Origin of the sequence: Halomonas sp. R57-5 (assembly GCF_900070345.1) — a bacterium.
GTDB classification, from domain to species: Bacteria; Pseudomonadota; Gammaproteobacteria; order Pseudomonadales; family Halomonadaceae; genus Vreelandella; species Vreelandella ventosae_B.
Genome location: NZ_LN813019.1, coordinates 726,027 through 744,430, shown reverse-complemented (window position 1 = coordinate 744,430; position 18,404 = coordinate 726,027). Strand labels below are relative to the sequence as shown.

Annotated in this window: 17 protein-coding genes; 5 read left to right on the top strand and 12 right to left on the bottom strand. The window is 55.5% G+C overall.

Annotated features, from left to right (window positions below):
* Genes HALO_RS03365 through HALO_RS03350 form a run of 4 tightly spaced genes read left to right on the top strand, consistent with a single transcriptional unit; the run spans nucleotide 1 to nucleotide 5,086 of the window.
* On the top strand, nucleotides 1–1,524 hold the full coding sequence (locus HALO_RS03365) for a sodium:solute symporter family protein (RefSeq protein ID WP_050713035.1): 1,524 nt from the start codon (nucleotides 1–3) through the stop codon (nucleotides 1,522–1,524).
* Nucleotides 1,525–1,535: 11 nt separating this feature from the next.
* Nucleotides 1,536–2,390, top strand: coding sequence for a FadR/GntR family transcriptional regulator (locus HALO_RS03360; RefSeq protein ID WP_035580972.1), 855 nt, complete (start codon nucleotides 1,536–1,538; stop codon nucleotides 2,388–2,390).
* Between the two features lie 18 nt (nucleotides 2,391–2,408).
* Complete coding sequence (locus HALO_RS03355) at nucleotides 2,409–3,683, top strand: Zn-dependent hydrolase (protein ID WP_035580975.1); 1,275 nt, start codon at nucleotides 2,409–2,411, stop codon at nucleotides 3,681–3,683.
* Between the two features lie 2 nt (nucleotides 3,684–3,685).
* Nucleotides 3,686–5,086 (top strand): amidase, encoded by a 1,401-nt coding sequence (locus HALO_RS03350; RefSeq protein WP_035580978.1) that lies wholly within the window; start codon nucleotides 3,686–3,688, stop codon nucleotides 5,084–5,086.
* 13 nt (nucleotides 5,087–5,099) lie between these two features.
* Here HALO_RS03350 and HALO_RS03345 read toward each other — a convergent pair whose 3' ends face one another.
* From HALO_RS03345 to frdA, 10 genes are all read right to left on the bottom strand, one after another.
* A complete protein-coding gene (locus tag HALO_RS03345; protein WP_197671976.1) occupies nucleotides 5,100–6,494 on the bottom strand; it encodes an AMP-binding protein in 1,395 nt (464 codons plus the stop codon).
* Nucleotides 6,495–6,747: 253 nt separating this feature from the next.
* Entirely contained in the window at nucleotides 6,748–7,356 is a 609-nt protein-coding gene (locus tag HALO_RS03340; RefSeq protein WP_035580984.1) for a hypothetical protein, read from the bottom strand.
* A complete protein-coding gene (locus tag HALO_RS03335; protein ID WP_050713034.1) occupies nucleotides 7,356–8,225 on the bottom strand; it encodes a polymorphic toxin type 44 domain-containing protein in 870 nt (289 codons plus the stop codon). Before HALO_RS03335 ends, HALO_RS03340 begins: the two co-directional genes overlap by 1 nt.
* 1 nt (nucleotide 8,226) lies before the next feature.
* Nucleotides 8,227–8,712: a PAAR domain-containing protein gene (locus tag HALO_RS03330; RefSeq protein WP_050713033.1), complete on the bottom strand. Its 486-nt coding sequence runs from the start codon at nucleotides 8,710–8,712 to the stop codon at nucleotides 8,227–8,229.
* 217 nt (nucleotides 8,713–8,929) lie between these two features.
* The gene (menC, locus tag HALO_RS03325; protein WP_035580990.1) at nucleotides 8,930–9,871 is read right to left on the bottom strand and encodes an o-succinylbenzoate synthase; all 942 of its coding nucleotides are present in this window, start codon (nucleotides 9,869–9,871) and stop codon (nucleotides 8,930–8,932) included.
* The gene (menB, locus tag HALO_RS03320) at nucleotides 9,871–10,731 is read right to left on the bottom strand and encodes a 1,4-dihydroxy-2-naphthoyl-CoA synthase (protein ID WP_035580993.1); all 861 of its coding nucleotides are present in this window, start codon (nucleotides 10,729–10,731) and stop codon (nucleotides 9,871–9,873) included. Before menB ends, menC begins: the two co-directional genes overlap by 1 nt.
* A 75-nt stretch (nucleotides 10,732–10,806) precedes the next feature.
* Nucleotides 10,807–11,187 (bottom strand): fumarate reductase subunit FrdD, encoded by a 381-nt coding sequence (gene frdD, locus HALO_RS03315; RefSeq protein ID WP_035580995.1) that lies wholly within the window; start codon nucleotides 11,185–11,187, stop codon nucleotides 10,807–10,809.
* A complete protein-coding gene (locus HALO_RS03310) occupies nucleotides 11,184–11,585 on the bottom strand; it encodes a fumarate reductase (protein WP_035580998.1) in 402 nt (133 codons plus the stop codon). Before HALO_RS03310 ends, frdD begins: the two co-directional genes overlap by 4 nt.
* Before the next feature lie 12 nt (nucleotides 11,586–11,597).
* Nucleotides 11,598–12,380 carry a succinate dehydrogenase/fumarate reductase iron-sulfur subunit gene (locus tag HALO_RS03305; RefSeq protein ID WP_172821653.1) on the bottom strand — a complete coding sequence of 261 codons (783 nt, stop codon included), beginning with the start codon at nucleotides 12,378–12,380 and terminating at the stop codon, nucleotides 11,598–11,600.
* Nucleotides 12,377–14,164: a fumarate reductase (quinol) flavoprotein subunit gene (frdA, locus tag HALO_RS03300; RefSeq protein ID WP_050713032.1), complete on the bottom strand. Its 1,788-nt coding sequence runs from the start codon at nucleotides 14,162–14,164 to the stop codon at nucleotides 12,377–12,379. The genes HALO_RS03305 and frdA overlap by 4 nt, the downstream gene beginning before the upstream one ends.
* Before the next feature lie 263 nt (nucleotides 14,165–14,427).
* Here frdA and HALO_RS03295 point away from each other — a divergent pair, with 263 nt between their 5' ends.
* Nucleotides 14,428–15,897 carry an anion permease gene (locus tag HALO_RS03295; protein WP_035581005.1) on the top strand — a complete coding sequence of 490 codons (1,470 nt, stop codon included), beginning with the start codon at nucleotides 14,428–14,430 and terminating at the stop codon, nucleotides 15,895–15,897.
* 6 nt (nucleotides 15,898–15,903) lie between these two features.
* Here the strand turns inward: HALO_RS03295 and menH are convergent, their stop codons facing one another.
* Nucleotides 15,904–16,662, bottom strand: coding sequence for a 2-succinyl-6-hydroxy-2,4-cyclohexadiene-1-carboxylate synthase (gene menH, locus HALO_RS03290; protein WP_035581007.1), 759 nt, complete (start codon nucleotides 16,660–16,662; stop codon nucleotides 15,904–15,906).
* Nucleotides 16,652–18,403: a 2-succinyl-5-enolpyruvyl-6-hydroxy-3-cyclohexene-1-carboxylic-acid synthase gene (menD, locus tag HALO_RS03285; RefSeq protein ID WP_050713031.1), complete on the bottom strand. Its 1,752-nt coding sequence runs from the start codon at nucleotides 18,401–18,403 to the stop codon at nucleotides 16,652–16,654. Before menD ends, menH begins: the two co-directional genes overlap by 11 nt.
* Nucleotide 18,404 lies beyond the last annotated feature (1 nt).

Below are 18,404 nucleotides of genomic sequence, written 5' to 3'. Positions count from 1 at the left end.
ATGACCGGTAGTTTATTAATTATTGCGGCCTTTATGATTATCCCCTTGATGGTGGGGATTTTATCGGCACGTCAATCGCAAGAAACCAGCGAAGACTTTTTCGTTCAAGGCCGCGCCATGGGCAGTATCGCGGTATTTTTCACCGTGGCGGCAACCTGGTGGAGTGCCTTTGCGTTCCTTGGTTCTAACGCCACCTTTTATACCAATGGGCCGGTATTTCTTACCGCGCTAGCCTGGAACCTGCTGTTTGGTTTTATGTACTACTGGATTGGCAAGCGGGTTTGGTTTTTAGGCAAACGATTTAACTATTTAACACCCTCAGACTTAATAGGCGACTTTTATAATAGTGAGGCGCTGCGCATCACCGTTGCGGCAATTACGCTAATTTTTACCGTGCCTTATTTACAGATTCAGCTAACCGGGGGCGCTTACTTAATTGAAGTGGCCTCCGGTGGTTTGATCCCTTTCTGGCTCGCCGCGCTGCTGKTTTACTTCATCATTATTATCTACGTATGGATTGGTGGCATCCGCGCCATCGCCTGGACCGACGTTATTTATGGCGCGCTGCTATTCTTCGGCATGCTGTACGCGGGCTACTATATTTCCACTCAAGTAGGCGGGCCTGCAGCGCTATTTAGTCAACTTCAACAAACCTCTCCTGACCATCTCACCATGCCTGGGCCCAATGGCACGATGGGCTACCCCATGTGGTTCTCGCTATTTGCCATCACCGCTATTGGCGCCTTTATGGGCCCGCAAATCTGGCTACGTATGTACTCGGTCAAACACGGCAAGCTGTTTAATTTAATGCCGTTTCTACTCGGCTTGGCAGCCTTTGCCTATGTGGGCTCGGTGCTGTCTGGCTACTCCGGTGTGCTGCTCGAGCCCAATGTGGAAAATCCCGATCAAATTCTGCCCATCATGCTGATGGAGTATGCCCCCTACCTGCTTGCCTCACTGATTATGGCGGCTGGCGCTTCGGCCGCCATGTCCACCGCTAACTCGCAGATTCACGCGGTGTCCACTGTGGTCACGATGGATATCTATAAACGCTATGTGAACCGTGAAGCAAGCCAGGCACGTATTGTTTATATCGGTCGTCTATCGTTGGTGGGTTTCTCCCTGGCGGCTTATATCATGGCACTTACCGTACCGGGAGTACTGGTCACCATTGGCATTGCTGCACTGGCGGGCACCGCACAGTTGGTTATTCCCACCATCGGTGCCATCACCTGGAAAAAAGCCCATCCCACCGCCGCACTCGCCGGGTTATGGGCTGGCGTTGCCTGCGTGCTATTAATGACCTTTGGCCCGCTAAGCGCACCCTTTGGTTACCACGCAGGTATTTGGGGGCTATTGTTGAATGCGGTGCTGTTTGTTGGCCTAAGCCATGCGCTGCACCGTCGCGATACAGCGGTAGTGGAACGGTTTACCCAGGCACGCTACGACTACGATGCTGAGTACCACCCTGAGCGTTTGCCCGCCTATACCCAAGAAGTGACCAGTAGCGCTAACCACAGATAAGGAGTGTGTTGATGACTCAAGCCCCTATTTCAACCTCTGGTTCAACCACTGGTCCAGCCTCAAGGCGCCGACCCAAGCTTGCCGAGCTGATTAGCGATGATATTAAACGCTGGATTGCCGCCGAGTCTTTGGGAGAAGGCGACCGCCTGCCGAACGAAAAAGCGCTAATGGAGCTTTACGGTAGTGCCAAGGCGACGGTGCGAGAAGCGCTTAAGATTCTTGAGGTTGAGGGGCTAGTCACTTTAAAAACCGGGCCTAAAGGCGGCGCGGTAATTAATCAGCCAGGCATGGAACCCGCCAGCCGCATGCTGCGTAACTTTCTGCATTTTCAGCAGTTGGATGGCAGGCAGGTTTACCAGTTGCGCAAACTGTTGGAAGTAGAGCTGGCGGCATCAGTGGTGGGAAGGCTCACCGAGCTCGACTTCCAGCAGTTGGAAGCCAATATATCGGCCTGCGCTTGCTGCGCGAGCGATGAAGAGGATCACCGGCACCAGCGCTTTTTAGAGCTGGAGTTTCACCAACTGCTGGCCCGTGTATGCCCTAACCCTTTGCTCGCCTTTATGTGCCAGTTTTTAAACGACATGCTGCGCGATTTGGTCGTGATCAAAAAAGCGTACGTGCCCGAGCGTAAGCAGTTTGATCACGCCAACCAGGACTACCATCGCCAGTTGGTGAACGCCTACCGGGCTGAAGATACCCAGCGTGTACGGCAGGTCATGGCTGAGCATATGGCCGATGCCGAGCACCACATGAGCGCGCTGGAAGCAGAAATGGCCGCGCAAATGCTGATCAGCAACGATTCTCCCAACCTTCAGAATCACCGTTCCAAGCTACACGACCTAGCGACGGAAAATGCATCCGTTTAATCTTGCGAGGAGAGTGAAATGAACACCTACGTTACGCCAAGCAAAGATAGCACCGACCTACGTACCGACAGCGCTCGTCTATGGGAGTCGCTAATGGAGATGGCCAAACTAGGCGCCACTCCCAAAGGCGGGGTGAACCGTCAAGCGCTTACCGATTTAGAACGCCAGGGACGCGACCTGTTTATCCAGTGGTGCCGCGCCGAAGGCTGCACGATTCGGATCGATAATATCGGCAATATTTTTGCCCGTCGGGAAGGCAGCGATCCCAACGCCAAAACAGTCATGGCAGGCAGCCACCTGGATAGCCAACCTACTGGCGGTAAGTATGATGGCTGTTTTGGGGTACTTTCTGGTCTGGAGGTAATTCGTACACTGAACCAGCACAACATCACCACGCAGTCTCCCATTGAGGTCGTCGCCTGGACTAACGAAGAGGGTTGCCGCTTTCCCCCTTGCATGATGGGTTCCGGAGTATTTAGCGGCGAGCTGGAATTTGACGCTATGATGGCGCGCACCGACGCCGATGGCGTCACGGTCAGCGATGCCCTGGACGCCATTCACTACCGCGGTAGCGATGAGGTCTCGCCAAGCGAAATAAAAGCCTACTTTGAACCGCATATCGAACAAGGCCCTATTCTCGAAGACACCGACACTACCATTGGTGTGGTCATTGGTGGTCTTGGCCAGAAGTGGTTTGATTTAACCCTGACCGGGCTTGAAGCCCATGCGGGCCCTACCCCGATGAATCTACGCCGCGATGCCCTGATGGGCGCGGCAGAAGTCACCCAAGCACTCAACAGAATCGCTTTTGATCATCAGCCCCACGGTCGCGGCACGGTCGGCTGTATGACGCTGCACCCAGGTTCGCGCAATGTGATTCCCGGCCAGGTCAAAATGACCCTGGATATGCGCCACTGGGAGCCAGAAGCGCTTATCGCAATGGGCCAGTCTGTTGCCGCTGCCGTTGAGGAAATTTGCCAACGTCACGGGCTGACGTACGAGCTAACCCCCACCGCGGATTTTGCACCTGAGCACTTCAACAAAGCCTGTGTTGATGCAGTGCGTCAGGGGGCCGCGAAACTCAATCTCTCGCATATGGATATCATCAGCGGTGCCGGTCACGATGCGATGTTTGTGGGCCGCGTTGCCCCCGCCGCGATGATCTTTATTCCCTGCAAGGATGGTATTAGTCATAACGAAATCGAAAGCGCGACACCTGAGCACGTGCATGCAGGCTGTAACGTGCTACTGCACGCGATGCTTGAAGCGGCCGGCGTTGAGAAGGGTGAGTAATCATGGCCGATACCTTTGAAACACTAACGGCCGTCCAGGCATTGGTTCGTTTCGGCGAAGAATCGCTCTCGCCGGAGGCACTGGTAGATGGCTGCTTAGCGCGTATTGAACGGGATAACCACAAGGTCAATGCCTTCACCTGTATTAACGGCAAAGAGGCCCGCCGGTTAGCAGCAGAATCCGCTCGGCGCTGGCAGGCAGGCAGGCCCTGCGGCCCGCTGGATGGCATCCCTGTGACCATTAAAGACCTGGCCTTAACCAAAGGTTTGCCTACACGCCTTGGGTCAACGACGACCTCGCCGGATGGCCCTTGGGAAGTGGATGCCCCCATCAGCCGCCATCTGCGCAATGCCGGGGCCATTGTGATTGGCAAGACCACCTCGCCGGAGTTTGGCTGGAAAGGCGTCACCGATAACCCGCTACACGGCATTACCCGCAACCCCTGGAATACGCAACTCACGCCGGGTGGCTCATCGGGTGGCGCGGGGGCTGCCGCTGCGCTTAACCTAGGTCTGCTTCATCAGGGTAGCGACGCTGGGGGCTCTATCCGCATCCCATGCAGCTTCACTGGTACCTTTGGTATTAAACCCACCTTTGGCTGGGTGCCTCAGTGGCCCGCCAGCACCATGAGTACGCTTTCTCATTTAGGCCCTATGACCCGCACCGCCGCTGACAGCGCGCTTATGCTTAGCGTGATAGCGCAGCCGGATGTGCGGGATGGCTATTCCGGCAACCCACTCGGGCCAGACTGGCTAACGCCACCCCCTGCTGACCTACGCGGCTGGCGCATCGCCTTTAGCGCTGACTTTGGCTATGTAGAAGTAGCACCGGATATTGCGCAGCGGGTTGAGGAAGCCGTGGCCCATTTAGAAGCATTGGGCGCGACGGTAGATCGAATTGACCCTGGCTTTAGTGATCCGCTTAAGACATTTAATACGCTCTGGTTTGCGGGCGCCACCCAAGCGCTCGAAAAACTCAACGAACAACAGCAGGCAGCACTCGACCCTGGTTTTCTGGATATCGCACGGCGCGGGCAGGATGTATCGCTTTCCGCCTACCTCGCCGCCCGGCGTGAGCGCAGCGAATTAACGGCGCAGATGGCGGCGTTTCATAAGCGCTATGATTTGCTGGTCACGCCTACGATGCCCATTGCGCCCTTTGTCGCGGGCCACAACGTGCCACCGGGCGAGCGCTATAAAGACTGGATGGACTGGACGCCGTTTAGCTATCCCTTCAACCTTACCCAACAGCCCGCCGCATCACTGCCTTGCGGGCTGGATAACCAGGGGCTGCCGGTAGGCTTGCACCTTGTAGCAGACAAATATCAAGACCTTAAGGTATTGCATGCTGCTCAATTACTTGAACGCTACTTGCCGCCACTGACACCACCAGGAATAGCATAACCACACTAGCTGGCTACTTATTAACCAACTGCTTTCGCGCCAGCTCAGCAAACTGCTTACGAGAGGGTTTAAAGCCCACCCCTGGCGGCCAGGCCAGCCAGGCATCGGGTACCATAAAGCCGGGCAGTGCCTCACGCACCCAGGTGTTTAGCGCCTGCTCTTGGACGGCCTCACCGTGCCAATCGATAAACGCCACCGGGCGCTCGCCCCACTCGGGGTGGGGCACTGCTACAACCAACGCCTGGGCGATGTGGGGGTGGTCGACCAACCGCTGTTCGATGCTTTCTGGCTGGATATTCTCGCCACCGGAGATAAAGCCATTATCGAGCCGCCCTTCCACCACCAGCGCGCCTTCCGCATTGAAGTGGCCCTTGTCGCGGGCGGCAAACCAGCCTTCGTCGTTGAGGGCTGGATCAACTTCGCTGCCATTCAAATAGCCACAGAACAGGGTCGCACCGCGCAACTGAATTTCACCATCGACCACTCTCACTTCACGGCCCGGCAGCGGTTTGCCGACCACACCCGGCGCAGTGGGGATACCGGTACAGACTTGGCTGGCCATCTCGGATAGCCCATAGCTAACTTTCGGCGTCAGGCCTAGTGATGTCATCTGCGCTACCAGCGGCGCTGGAATCGCCGCACCGCCTAGTAACAGCTCACGTAGTTGGGTGCACTGGGGCGTAAAGCCCGCCTTCAGCAGCCGCCACAGCTGAGTGGGCACCAGGGAAAGATGGGTTATTGCCTGCTGCTCAAGGCGCTCCGCCAGCGTATCGGGAGCATCGTCGAGGATCAGCCGCCCACCGGCGAGAAAGACGCGAAACGGGATCGCGTAGCCGCCAATATGAAACAGCGGCAGCGACAGTAGCCAGCCACTGTTCTGATCAACGGGAATAAACGACGCCGAACCGCGTGCAGAAGCCAAATGATTCCCCACGCGGTGCAGCACCGCCTTGGGCGTACCGCTGGAGCCGGAGGTAAAAATCGTGTTGCACAGCTGGTTGCTATCCAGCGCCTGTGGCTCTCTCACATCGGCTTCCGTCAAAAAATCGAAGCTAACCGGTGTAAGCTCGGCAGGGTAATGATGGTCGCTTTCCGTTTGGCAAACCCGCCCAGCCTGCAAGCGTTTGGCTAGAGTGAGCTGTTGGGAAATAGGGAACACAGGGTTAAACGGACAAAAAATAATCCCTGCCCGTAGGCAGGCCCACGCCAACAGCAAGGATTTAAGAGCCGCTTTAGCGGGCACAACTAATCGATCACCGGGCACAAAACCTGCCCGCTTCAGTTGCTGCGCTAAAGACGCCACCCGGCGATTAAGCGTTCGGTAGCTAAGACGCACGGAGCCAGCCTCTACCGCAATATGCTCAGGGGTCTCTTTGGCCCAGTAGTGAATGGGACAGGTATCTATCACGCTGGGCACTCCCATTCTGAGGGGTATAAACAATGAGGCTTCGTAACGATTCCCCCCTGAATAGCATGCTTTATCCACCCATAATAGGGTGATTTGATTCCATCATTATGCTGCCAAGTAAAACGAGGTACAAACTCACAGCGCTCAATCATACTCCCTTCGACAAAAAGCCCAGCACTCTTGTCCTAAAGGCTCACAAAAAGTCAGATATAACGCAAGGCACATTTTTAACAAACAATAGCGACTAAAAAGGTCAGCTGCTTTGATACCCTTTGCAGTAGTGCCACTGCTTTTGTTCTAAAGGCTCGCAAAATAGATATAAATGTCTATTTCCATCAGGGTCAGATTTTACTGCCTGAGATATAGACGGAACAAACTCCTCAACCATCGCATATTGGTTATATTGCAGATGTTCAGTAAATTCACTTTGAGGGTAACCCGGTATTATACGCTTTAGATAGCCATCAGGATTATACTGATAGTACCGTGAAGTTCCGTCAACAAACTCATCTTCTTGACCATCAATATAAAAATAGGCAGTAAAGTAGCACTTATCTTGGCATTGATATATAAATGTTGCTTCATTGATTTTTTTATCAGCACTCCTTATATCGGCCTTAATCGTTTCGAAATCTTCTCCTTCAAGTGACTCTGGCCACACCAGCCCATCTTTTATTTGAACCCAGTCTAAATTTTTTTGTAGCATAACGGCATGAATTTCATTAGAGATTTCTGTTAACAACTTTGTTTGATTCTGGCTGGGTCGATAGCTATCTACAGCCCAAAGATAGATTAGCCAAGCAAAAAAGCTAAAGATGATCGTAAGTGGTATTATTACGATTTTACGGCGGTAGAATGTCATTAGTTTGTCGCCTTCCGTCTACTTTGCAATTCAGCTTCTCGTTGCATGCTCTGTTCGTATTCTTCTTTACGTTTTCTAGCTCCTTGACAGCTATGACTTATCTTGGATCCACGTTCTTCTGGATAGTCTACCTGAGCGACCTCACTCATCAACAGAGAACCAGTTAACTGTTGCGGGGTAAAACGTTCGAACAGTGATATGCCTAAACTGACAGAAAGATGGTCGGTAACATCATCAAAACGGCGATATCCCTCCCCATTGACTTCGCTGCGGTCAGTGGGTGATACATCAGATTTCATACGATCGACTAGATACTGCGCCAAGCCAGCGCCGTCTAATAAAGTCTGTTCAGAAAAGCCGATGTAACGACCTACATAACCATAGTGAATATTGGACCAGATATCATAAAAATACTCATAGCCTTGGTATTTATGATGCCACGGATAAGCTGAGACACCTCTAGAGTCGAACTCATCGCCCTTCTTTCCACCTTTGTGGAAATCTGGTTTGTGATCCCATACTCCCCCTTCTCTTACCAGCAAGGCCCAACTAGCGAGGGCCGCTCTGTGGGAGAGTCGTTCGATCTGGATAAACTTCGGCCTTGCCATACCACGGGCGAGACGCTGAACGCTATTTAGTGATTCACCTTCCCGTTGCCAACGTTCCATTGCCTCCTGCGCGTTGTAAGCATTCTGCTGCTTTATGCGCTGGGCGGCTTCGGATTCAACATTGGTCTGTATTTCTTCGACTATCCAGGCAGCCACTTCCAACGCCTGATCTCTATGCGGACAGGGGACCGTAACAATAAAGGGGTCATCCAGCGTTGCTGGGGTGGTAATTGTTTGCGCGATACGTCGCCACTCGGCCATTTCAGTTGCCCCTAATCAGAATATCGACCACCTTGGCGGCAAGGTCTGAATCCATAAGATCGGCTTCCCCCTGGGCGTTGGTTTTCCCCTCTTTTGTATCACCMCCTTCGAGCACCAGTCGGTAGGGTTCATGAGCCAGAGGAGCGCCGAATTCGTCACGAAACACCACTCGACGGTTGTAGCGCGGCGGCGGAACGGTAGGGAGTGATGTGGTGCTTACGCCACCTCTCGGCTGGCCAGTGATCGCMCTAGCAGCCGCAATCACCACCCCGCCGCATGAGGTCTCGCTGCCGTAAATAGCGGCCGCGGCACCTTCAACTGGGTACCAATCAAGGCCGGTCACGATGCTGGCACCGCAGGAGCTACGGTCACCAACGCGAGCGACGGGTATGCCGTCGACAAAAGCGGTCGAAGCCGCACTGACAATACGGTGAGGGCCTCCGTTACAAGAGCAAGCAACCTGATCGCCCAACTTGGCTTGTTCCATGGCGGTATAATTTTCCTAACTAGACCCATAGAAAGAAGCTGGCTAAACGAAACGTCAACTTCATCAATCTCAGTTCATCTGCTCCAAACTGAACTGATTGTTATTCAAAATATCAGGTTGGCCTTGTGCAGTAAATATTGATATTAATAAAACTGAGGATTTGGAATTCGAATCAATGGATAATGCTATCGGGGGAGGAAGTTAATTGCGGAAACGCTCAGCCGTTATGATAAAGGCACTTCAAGCTATCAGTCATTACCTCACCGGAGGCAGAGGTAACTCGCTCAGCTAACCAATGCCCCGTATCCAACCCAGGCGGCTCATCAGGCGCCCACTCACTTGCCAAACGGGCAAGCTGCACAAGGCCTAAATCGGATTCAAAGCTGGAGGAGATCACTACACGCAGATTATCCGCTCGCGCCCTTTTAACGAGCGCTTCGCAGGCATTTAGCGAGCCAATCAAGGTGGGTTTGATCACCAGGGCTTTAATCTGGGGGTGGCCATACCACTCTTCCCTGCGGGATAGCGTTTCATCCAGGGCGATAGGTACCCCCGTTGCCTCAGCCACGGCAATGGTGTCGACAAAGGCAGCGCAGGGCTCTTCCAGGTAATCGATGTGATCAAGGGGAAGACATTCGCAGAAACGCCGGGCATCTTCCCTCGTCCAGCCGCCGTTGGCATCCAGAATCAGCTTGGTAGTGGGTAGCCGGGCTGCGAGCTGTTCGATCAGCGCCAGCTCCTCTTCCATGGCGTAGCGTGCTACCTTGAGTTTGAGTCTAGGCGGCGGCAAAGCCCCCCAGCCGGTCAAGATAGTATCCAGCGAAAGCATCAATTCCGCGGGCGCACCTTGGAGCAGTGGGTAGGGCGACAACGACGCGGGAAGATTTACAGGCCACAGGCGCTGGGCACAGTCGAAACCAAACTGCACTGAAGGTAACGTTGGAGCGGCTTTCTCGCCGCGCTTAATGGCATTAAGGCAGGCTAGGCTTTCAGCTTGTGCTTCAGCGAGGGTTTCTGTGGAGAAGCCAGGCAGCGGGGCTATCTCGCCCCACTGGCCATTGATGGAAACGAGTAGCCCTTCTCTGCTGGCCAGCCGATTGCCTTTAAACATCAACGGCTGGCGTAGCGGTAGAGAGTAGCGGTAAAGCGCCAGCTGCATTACGGGTTGCGCGGGTAGCGGGTGAAGTCCGGGCGGCGCTTTTCGTTAAAGGCGTTACGCCCTTCCTGCCCCTCTTCGGTCATGTAGTAGAGCATGGTGGCGTTACCCGCCAGCTCTTGAAGCCCGGCCTGTCCGTCACAATCGGCATTGAGTGCAGCTTTCAGGCAACGCAGTGCCATAGGGCTATGCTGCAGCATCTCGCGGCACCAGCGCACGCTCTCTTTTTCCAACTCTGCCAGGGGCACCACATGATTGACCAGCCCCATTTCAAGCGCTTGGGCGGCATCGTACTGGCGGCACAGAAACCAGATTTCCCGGGCCTTTTTCTGGCCAACAATGCGCGCCATATAAGAGGCGCCATAACCACCATCAAAGGAGCCGACTTTAGGGCCGGTCTGGCCAAAGATGGCATTATCGGCGGCGATGGTCAGGTCGCACATCATATGCAGCACGTGACCGCCGCCGATGGCATAACCCGCCACCATGGCGATAATAGGTTTCGGGCAGGTGCGAATATCGCGCTGGAAATCCAGCACGTTGAGGTGGTGGGTGCCCTCTTCATCCTGGTAGCCGCCGTAGTCGCCACGGATGCGCTGATCCCCGCCGGAACAGAACGCTTTATCGCCGGCACCGGTGAGAATAATCGCACCAATGGTGCTGTCGTGGCGGGCGCGGTTAAGCGCTTGGGCCATCTCGCTCACCGTTAACGGGCGAAAGGCGTTGCGCACTTCGGGGCGGTTGATGGTGATCCGCGCAATGCCATCGGCAGTGGTGTGATACAAAATATCCTGATAGCCACCGGAGCGATCCTGCCACTCTACCGGCGCATAGAGTTCTGATTCAGTGAGTCCGTTAATCATGCCAGTCTCTTTTTCTTTGTCAGGTTTTTTAGTTAGTTTTTCTTTATCAGGGATGGGGTGTTTGCAGTGAATCGCTTAAGCCAGCATACCTGTAACGACTAAGCCCAGCGCCACAATGCTTAACAGCGCAGCCCCACCGTACATCAGTTTTTTGTTAAGTGCGTCATTGCCCACGCTGATATCAAACATCCCATGGCGCAGGCGGTGGGCAGCATGAAATAGCGGCAAGCAAACTACCGCCCCCACAAACAGAAAGCCCGGTACGCTGAACAGCAGTGCCGATGCTCGCTCATAGCTCAGCGCCCCAGCAGGCAGCAGGCCCAAAGGCAGTAGAACGGCGATAAACAGAATCACGGCGGGCAGTAAAACTGCGAAACAGACGCCGCCCGCGCTAAATAGCCCCCACCAAAGCGGCTCATCAAAGGCTTGTTTATGCTGAACATCATGTTTGTTCATGCCCCACTCCTCCCCAATAGCCAGAAAAATAGCAGCGCGACCACGACTACGCCCACCCACTGCCCAGCAACAATGGCCTGATCGGGCAGGCTATGCCCGGCGATACGAATCGGCATTACCCGCGGGAACAGCACAAAGAAGGTGGCGGCGTGAAACAGGCTGGCGGCCAGCGCCAGAAGATTCAGCACTAATACGATGGGAGAGCCCATAAAGGCGATCCACCCCTGCCAACTCTCCGCCCCTTGAAGAAGAGCGACCATACCAGCGAGTAAACAGAGCGTGAAAAACACCAGCGGCAGCACCGTGGCTTCGCGCAGCATATAGAGTTTAAAAAAGCGGTGCTTCAGCCACCAATTGCGTTTCAGCGGCGGCAGGCGTTGCGATGATGATTTATCCATGATGTTCCTCCCCTACCCTTTAAACAGCGCAATAAGCGTGTGTTTGGCTGCTTCGACCTTGCCCTGATTGACCGCAGCGGCGGGGTCAACGTGTTTGGGGCACACTTTTGAACAGAAGCCCACAAAGGTGCAGCTCCACACCCCGTCGTGGCGGTTAAGCTCGGCCATGCGCTGTTTTTTTCCGTGATCTCGGCTGTCCAGGTTGTAACGGTGAGCCAGCGTTAATGCCGCCGGGCCAAGGAATTCTGGATTAAGCCCGAACTGGGGGCAGGCGGAGTAGCAGAGACCGCAATTAATGCAGTTAGCGAACTGCTTGTAGCGCTCCAGCTGCTCCGGCGTCTGTTGATAGGTTTCCGGCGCACTGGGGTCGTAAGGTTTTACGGGGTTGTCATCAATCAGGTAGGGCTTCACCGCCGCCAGGTGTTCAAGGAAGATCTCCATATCCACCACCAGATCCCGCTGCACGGGGAAGTGTGCCAACGGCTCGATACGAATATCGCCCTCGTAATCGCGCAGGAAGGTTTTACAGCCCAGCTTGGGAATGCCGTTCACCATGACCCCGCAGGAGCCACAAATCGCCATACGGCACGACCAGCGGTAGCTCAGGGTGCTATCGAGCTGCTCCTTGATATGGTTGAGGGCATCCAGCAGCGAGGTACTGTCATCCACCGGCAGGTCATACGCCTGCCAGTACGTCTCAGTCGAGTTATCAGGCAGGTAGCGTTTGACGCTAATATGCTTGGTGCTGACATTCTTCGTACTGATTAAGTTAGTACTCATCTGATCGATACTCATGCCTTCTCCCCCTTGCCCGCATCGCCATAGGCCCGCTCCGCCGGGGCAGAGAATTGCACATCGACGTCCTGCCAGCGCAGCTCGGCATGGGCATCGCCTTGGTAAAAGACCTGGCTGTGCTTGAGGTAGTTAACGTCATCACGTTTCTGCATGCCTTCATCCAAGCGCTGGTGGGCACCGCGGGACTCACGGCGCTCAAGCGCGCCCAAACAAGACGCTTCGGCAATATCCAGTCCACACTCCAGTTCAAGACATTCCAGTAACTCGGTATTAAAAATCTTGCTGGTATCGTTAACGCGGATCTCGTTGAAGCGCGCACGCAGTTGGCGCATGGTATCCAGCGAATGGCGCATGCCCTCTTCGGTGCGGTAAATCCCACAGCCGCTCTCCATGGCCTGCACCATGGCGTGCTTGAGTTCCACCCAGTTCTCGCCGCTCCCCGTTCCGTCACATAGCCGCAGCAGCTTGGCTTGCTGGCGGTCGCCCTGGGCTTCCAGCAGGCGCTCATCGGCCCACTCGGTTTGTGCTGCGCGCTTGCTTGCCTGCTCACCGGCCAGGCGGCCAAACACCAACAGCTCCGTCAGCGAGTTAGAGCCCAATCGATTGGCGCCGTGCAGACCCACCGAAGCACACTCCCCGGCGGCGTAGAGCCCGGCAATGGAGGTTTCGCACTGTGGATTGGTTTCAATACCGCCCATGGTGTAGTGAACCGCTGGGCGAATGGGGATGGGCTCTTTCACCGGGTCGACGTTGATATAGGATTTGGCCAGCTCGCAGATAAACGGCAGGCGCTCCAGAATGTACTTTTCACCCAAGTGACGCAGATCGAGATAGACCACATCGCTGTCGCCAAACTTACCGGTGCGGCCTGCCTGCTGCTCCTGCCAGAAGGCCTGGGAGAGTTTGTCCCGCGGGCCCAACTCCATATACTTGTTTTCCGGTTTACCCAGCGGCGTTTCCGGGCCAAGGCCATAATCCTGCAGATAACGATAGCCCTCTTTATTGAGCAGAATACCGCCTTCCCCCCGGCACGCTTCAGTAATCAAAATGCCGGAGCCGGGCAAGCCGGTGGGGTGGTATTGAACAAACTCCATGTCCCGCAGCGCCACACCATGGCGGTAGGCCATCGCCATACCGTCGCCAGTGACAATGCCCGCATTGGTGTTGAAACGGAATAAACGCCCCGCGCCGCCGGTGGCCAAAATCACCGTTTTGGCGCGCAGCACGGTTAATTCGCCAGTGGCTATTTGTAGGGCAATCACGCCAATCACAGCACCTTCGTGTACCGCCAGGTCGAGCACGAAGTATTCGTCGAAACGCTCGATCTCAGGGTATTTCAGCGAAGTCTGAAACAGGGTGTGAAGCATATGGAAGCCGGTTTTATCGGCGGCGAACCAAGTGCGGGCGGTTTTCATCCCCCCAAAGCGGCGCACCTGCACCTGACCATCGTCCTTACGGCTCCAAGGACAGCCCCAGCGCTCCATCTGCACCAGCTCTTGATAGGCGTGGKGAACAAAGTAGTCAGCCACCCCCTGCTCAACCAGCCAGTCACCGCCGGAAACGGTGTCATCAAAATGCGCCTGGTGGGAGTCTTCATCACTGGTAACCGCCGCCGCACCGCCTTCTGCAGCCACGGTATGGGAACGCATGGGATAGACCTTGGACAGCAGCGCAATGCGCTGAGGGGTGCCCTGGGTTTTGGCCTGTTCGGCAGCCCCAATGGCAGCACGCAAGCCTGCGCCACCCCCACCGACAATCACGATATCGAAATCTCGCTGCTGCATGACGTTTCCTTCCGTTAGCCAAGTCAAAGGTGGTGGTAGCGACACTCTTCGGTGCCCTTTCATTCTTCGAACTTACCACGCTATTGGCAGGCCCTGCTCATTAGTCCAAAGAACTATTGACGTGCGTCAAGCAAGTAGAAAATCGACTAGGTATTGCTGTTACCCGCGTGCCACAGGCCCTACTCTTCAAGCCACTCACTGCAGGGCAGATACCTATCCGCCAGGCAATAAAAACAGCAAGAAAGACTAAAGAGAGGTGCAGCATGACAACCAATGCCCAACCCTCGCCACGATGGAAACTGTTAGCACCGTTAGCAGTCGCTATTATCGTCGCGCTGATACCTACACCCGAGGGGCTAGCGCCTCACGCGTGGTACTTTTTCGCCATCTTCCTTGGCTGCGTGGTTGGCTTGATTCTCGAGCCCTTGCCTGGGGCGGTGGTCGGCCTGATCGGCGTTACCCTGGTGGCACTGCTTTCAAGGTGGGTGCTGTTCTCTCCGGAGCAACTGACGGCTGACGGATTCAGTGCCGCTAACCAAGCATTCTCATGGGCGGTGTCGGGCTTTACCAACTCTACGGTATGGCTAATTTTTGGTGCCTTTATGTTTGCCTTGGGGTATGAGAAAACCGGCCTGGGCAGGCGGATATCGCTCTGGCTAGTCAAAGCCATGGGGAAGCGTACTTTGACCCTGGGTTATGCGGTGATGATTGCCGATGGCATTCTGGCGCCGTTTACGCCTTCCAATACGGCGCGCAGTGCGGGCACGATCTATCCGGTCATTCGTAACCTGCCGCCGCTTTACGATTCGCATCCCAACGACCCCAGCATGAAGCGCATGGGCAGCTTTTTGATGTGGACCGCGCTTGCTTCTACCTGCGTCACTAGCTCGCTGTTTTTGACCGCTCTGGCCCCGAACTTACTGGCCATCGCGCTAACTGAAAGCGCGACCGGTATTCATATCAACTGGGGGCAGTGGTTTATGGCGGTAGCACCAGCCGGCATTTTGCTGCTTCTGCTAGTTCCGCTGCTGAGCTACTGGCTATGCGCGCCCGAAGTAAAAGCGGGTAATGAAATTTCCGACTGGGCAGGGCAGGAGTTAACCAAGCTGGGGGCACTGACTCGCCATGAAATAATACTGATCATTATGGTGGTCTCCGCCCTGCTGCTGTGGATTTTCGCGGGCGACATTATCTCTGGATCGCTGGTTGGTCTACTAGTGATCTGCGGCATGCTGTTAACCGGTATTGTAACCTGGAGCGATATTCTCGATAACCGAGCCGCCTGGAATACCTTTGTGTGGTTTGCCACCCTGGTGGCGCTCGCGGGTGGGCTTAGCCTAGTGGGGTTTGTTAACTGGTTTGGCAATGTGGTCGGCGGGCAGATAAGTCACTTTGACCCGCTGATGGCCATGGTGGCGCTGGTGGTTATTTTCTACCTGCTGCACTACTTCTTTGCCAGCGTGACAGCCCACGTTACTGCTCTGCTGCCGGTGATTCTGGCGGCGGCGTCGGGGATTGCCGGGCTAGATATGCAGATGTTTATCCTGCTGCTACTGCCCACACTGGGCTTTATGGGCATTCTCACCCCTTACGGCACAGGGCCAAGCCCGGTTTACTACGGCAGCGGCTACTTACCCAGCGCACTGTTTTGGCGGCTAGGGGCAATCTTTGGGCTGCTGTTCCTGGTGGTTTGGCTGGTGATTGGCCTGCCTTGGTTAATGCTGATCAGCTGATTGAAGTCAGCTTGCAGTACCCAACCAAGCGTTCAGCTGCTGTGAGAACGCCTCTGGTTGCTCAACATGAAGATTGTGGCCCCCGTTCAGAGCGATATGGCGCAGGCGCGGTGCCATCGTTGCCAAGTGAGTGGCAAGAGTGTGGAACTTGGCGTCCCGCTGCCCCGAAAAGTACCCCACCGGAAGCGTGGTATTTTCCAGCCACCGCCATAGCAAAGGCTGTTGACCCAAGGAAGTTGATCGCAGCATGCTGGCGACGGCTGGCCCGTGATTCGCGAGACGGCGTTGCATTTGCCGACTGCGCTGAACGTCGGTGAGATCGGCAAACACCGGCTGCTGATACCAATCGATAAGTACGTCTTCCAACGGTTCCTGCTCAAAGCGTAGCGCCCAGCGTTCATCATGAGCAATACGGCCAGGACGCTCACTGGCGGGTAGCCCAGGGTGAGCGCTCTCCAGCCAGAGCGATTCCAGACCCGGCGGCTGAAGGCTGGCATGGTACAGCGCCAAACGGCCACCCAGGGAGTAGCCCAGCAGGCAGTAACGGCGAACACCGTGAGTTATCAGCGCATCGCCAAGCCAGTGGTGAAAAGCCTCAAAAGAGCCTAGCTGCTCGTGCTGATTCTGGCCGTGGCCGGGCAAATCCAGCGCGAGGCAGTGAATGCCTTCCAAGCCAGCGATGACCTCAACCCAGTCCTGACCATCGCCCAGCAGGCCATGGAGCAGTACGAGGGTCGGCGCCTGCTTGTGAGGTTTACAGCTCACGCGACGCCCCTCGAATCGCTGCGCCCAGGGCCTTAAGATCATCGGCGACCTGCTGATGGGGTACGTTAACCTCAATCAACGTAACGCCCGCCTGAAGGGCCTGAGTGTAGGCTATCGCAAAGCTATCCAGCGAGTCAGGCGCTGCATAACCAAGCCCAAACATCTTTGCCGTATGCTCGAAGTTCAAGCCGTGGGGCTGGCGATAATATCGCTCCAGCAGATCGTCTTCTTTAGGCACCGGCAGCATATGGAAAATACTGCCGCCATCGTTATTAAGAATGACCACCACCAGGGGTTGAGCCGCCTGCTTTAACAGTGCGAGGCTATTGAGATCATGCAGTGCGCTGGTGTCTCCCAGCACAATGGTAGTGGGTTCTGCGCGGGAGCAACTGAGCCCAAACGCCGTGGCGATTAAGCCATCGATGCCCGAGGCGCCGCGATTGGCAAATACCCGTAGCGGCGTTCGGCGATGCGTACCCAGCATATTCATTAGCCGTGCAGGCAGGCTGTTGCCGATAAACAGCTGCCCTTCCGCCAGTTGCGCTAGCTGATGGCAAACACCCAGTTCTGAGAGTGACCTACACCGCTCTTCCACAAGCTGACTAGTGCGTCGTTGGAGGCTAGCCAACTGATGCCAAACAGGTTTCTCAGGGATCGCTGGCAAATCCGCGATAAAGTCGGCGGGCGAACATATCACACGGCGCTTAACGCAGTAATCAGGATCCAGCCGCTGGGGCAGCGGATCAACCAACCAGGCATCCTGCCAGGAATGTTGGGCAATAAACTGAATGAGTCGCTTGGAAATTAGCCGACCGCCAAACTGCAGCAGCACCTCTGCCTTAGCCAGTTCATCGAAGAACCGCCCATCGTGGAGTGCCAAATCAAAATGAATCAGATTGTGAGGATCAAAACGCACCTGGCTCTGCACATCCACCAGCAGTGGCCAGCCCAGTTGCTTGGAGAGCGCTACCACTTGCTGTGCCTGCTGCGGGTCATCGATGCTTCCTGCGACAATAATACCTCGATGTCCGACAAATGCTTCCCATACGTCACTAAGCGCTGGAACCGTGGCGCGCTCCTGCACATCACCCCATGACCAATCACTCCAAGGCGTGGAGTCCATCAGCCAGTCCCCCAGCGGGGCGAGATAGTCACTGGCATCCACTAAAGCGTCGCCAGGATAGAGAGGCTCGCGATAACGGCAGTTGATATGGATGGGCCCAGGGGTGCGGCGCTGCTGATCAACCGCTTGGTCAATAGTGCTAAGTACAAATGCTGCTTTTATCTCAGCATCGGGCGGCGGCAAGKCGTGGTGAACAATCGTGTGACGGGAGAAGATATCCCGCTGGTCGATTGCCTGATTGCTGCCGTTATCCAGCAGCTCAATGGGGCGGTCGGCGGAGAGCACAATCAGCGGCACGCCGAGCAGGTTGGCTTCCACCACCGCCGGATAGAGGTTGGCCACGGCGGTGCCTGAGGTAGTAATCACAACCACGGGCCGGTAACTGCTCCGGGCAATGCCCAGCGCCATAAACCCCAGCCCCCGCTCGTCAAAATGGCAGTGGCAGCGCAAACCGGCATGCTCGCTGGCGGCCATGGTCAACGGTGATGAGCGAGAGCCGGGCGCCACCATCACATCGCGCACGCCCAAGCGATAAAGCTCCTCCAGCATTAGCGCCGACCAAACATGATTAAAGGTGGCGTGCTCTTGCGCAAAACCGCTCAATACAGGTGTTGCCATG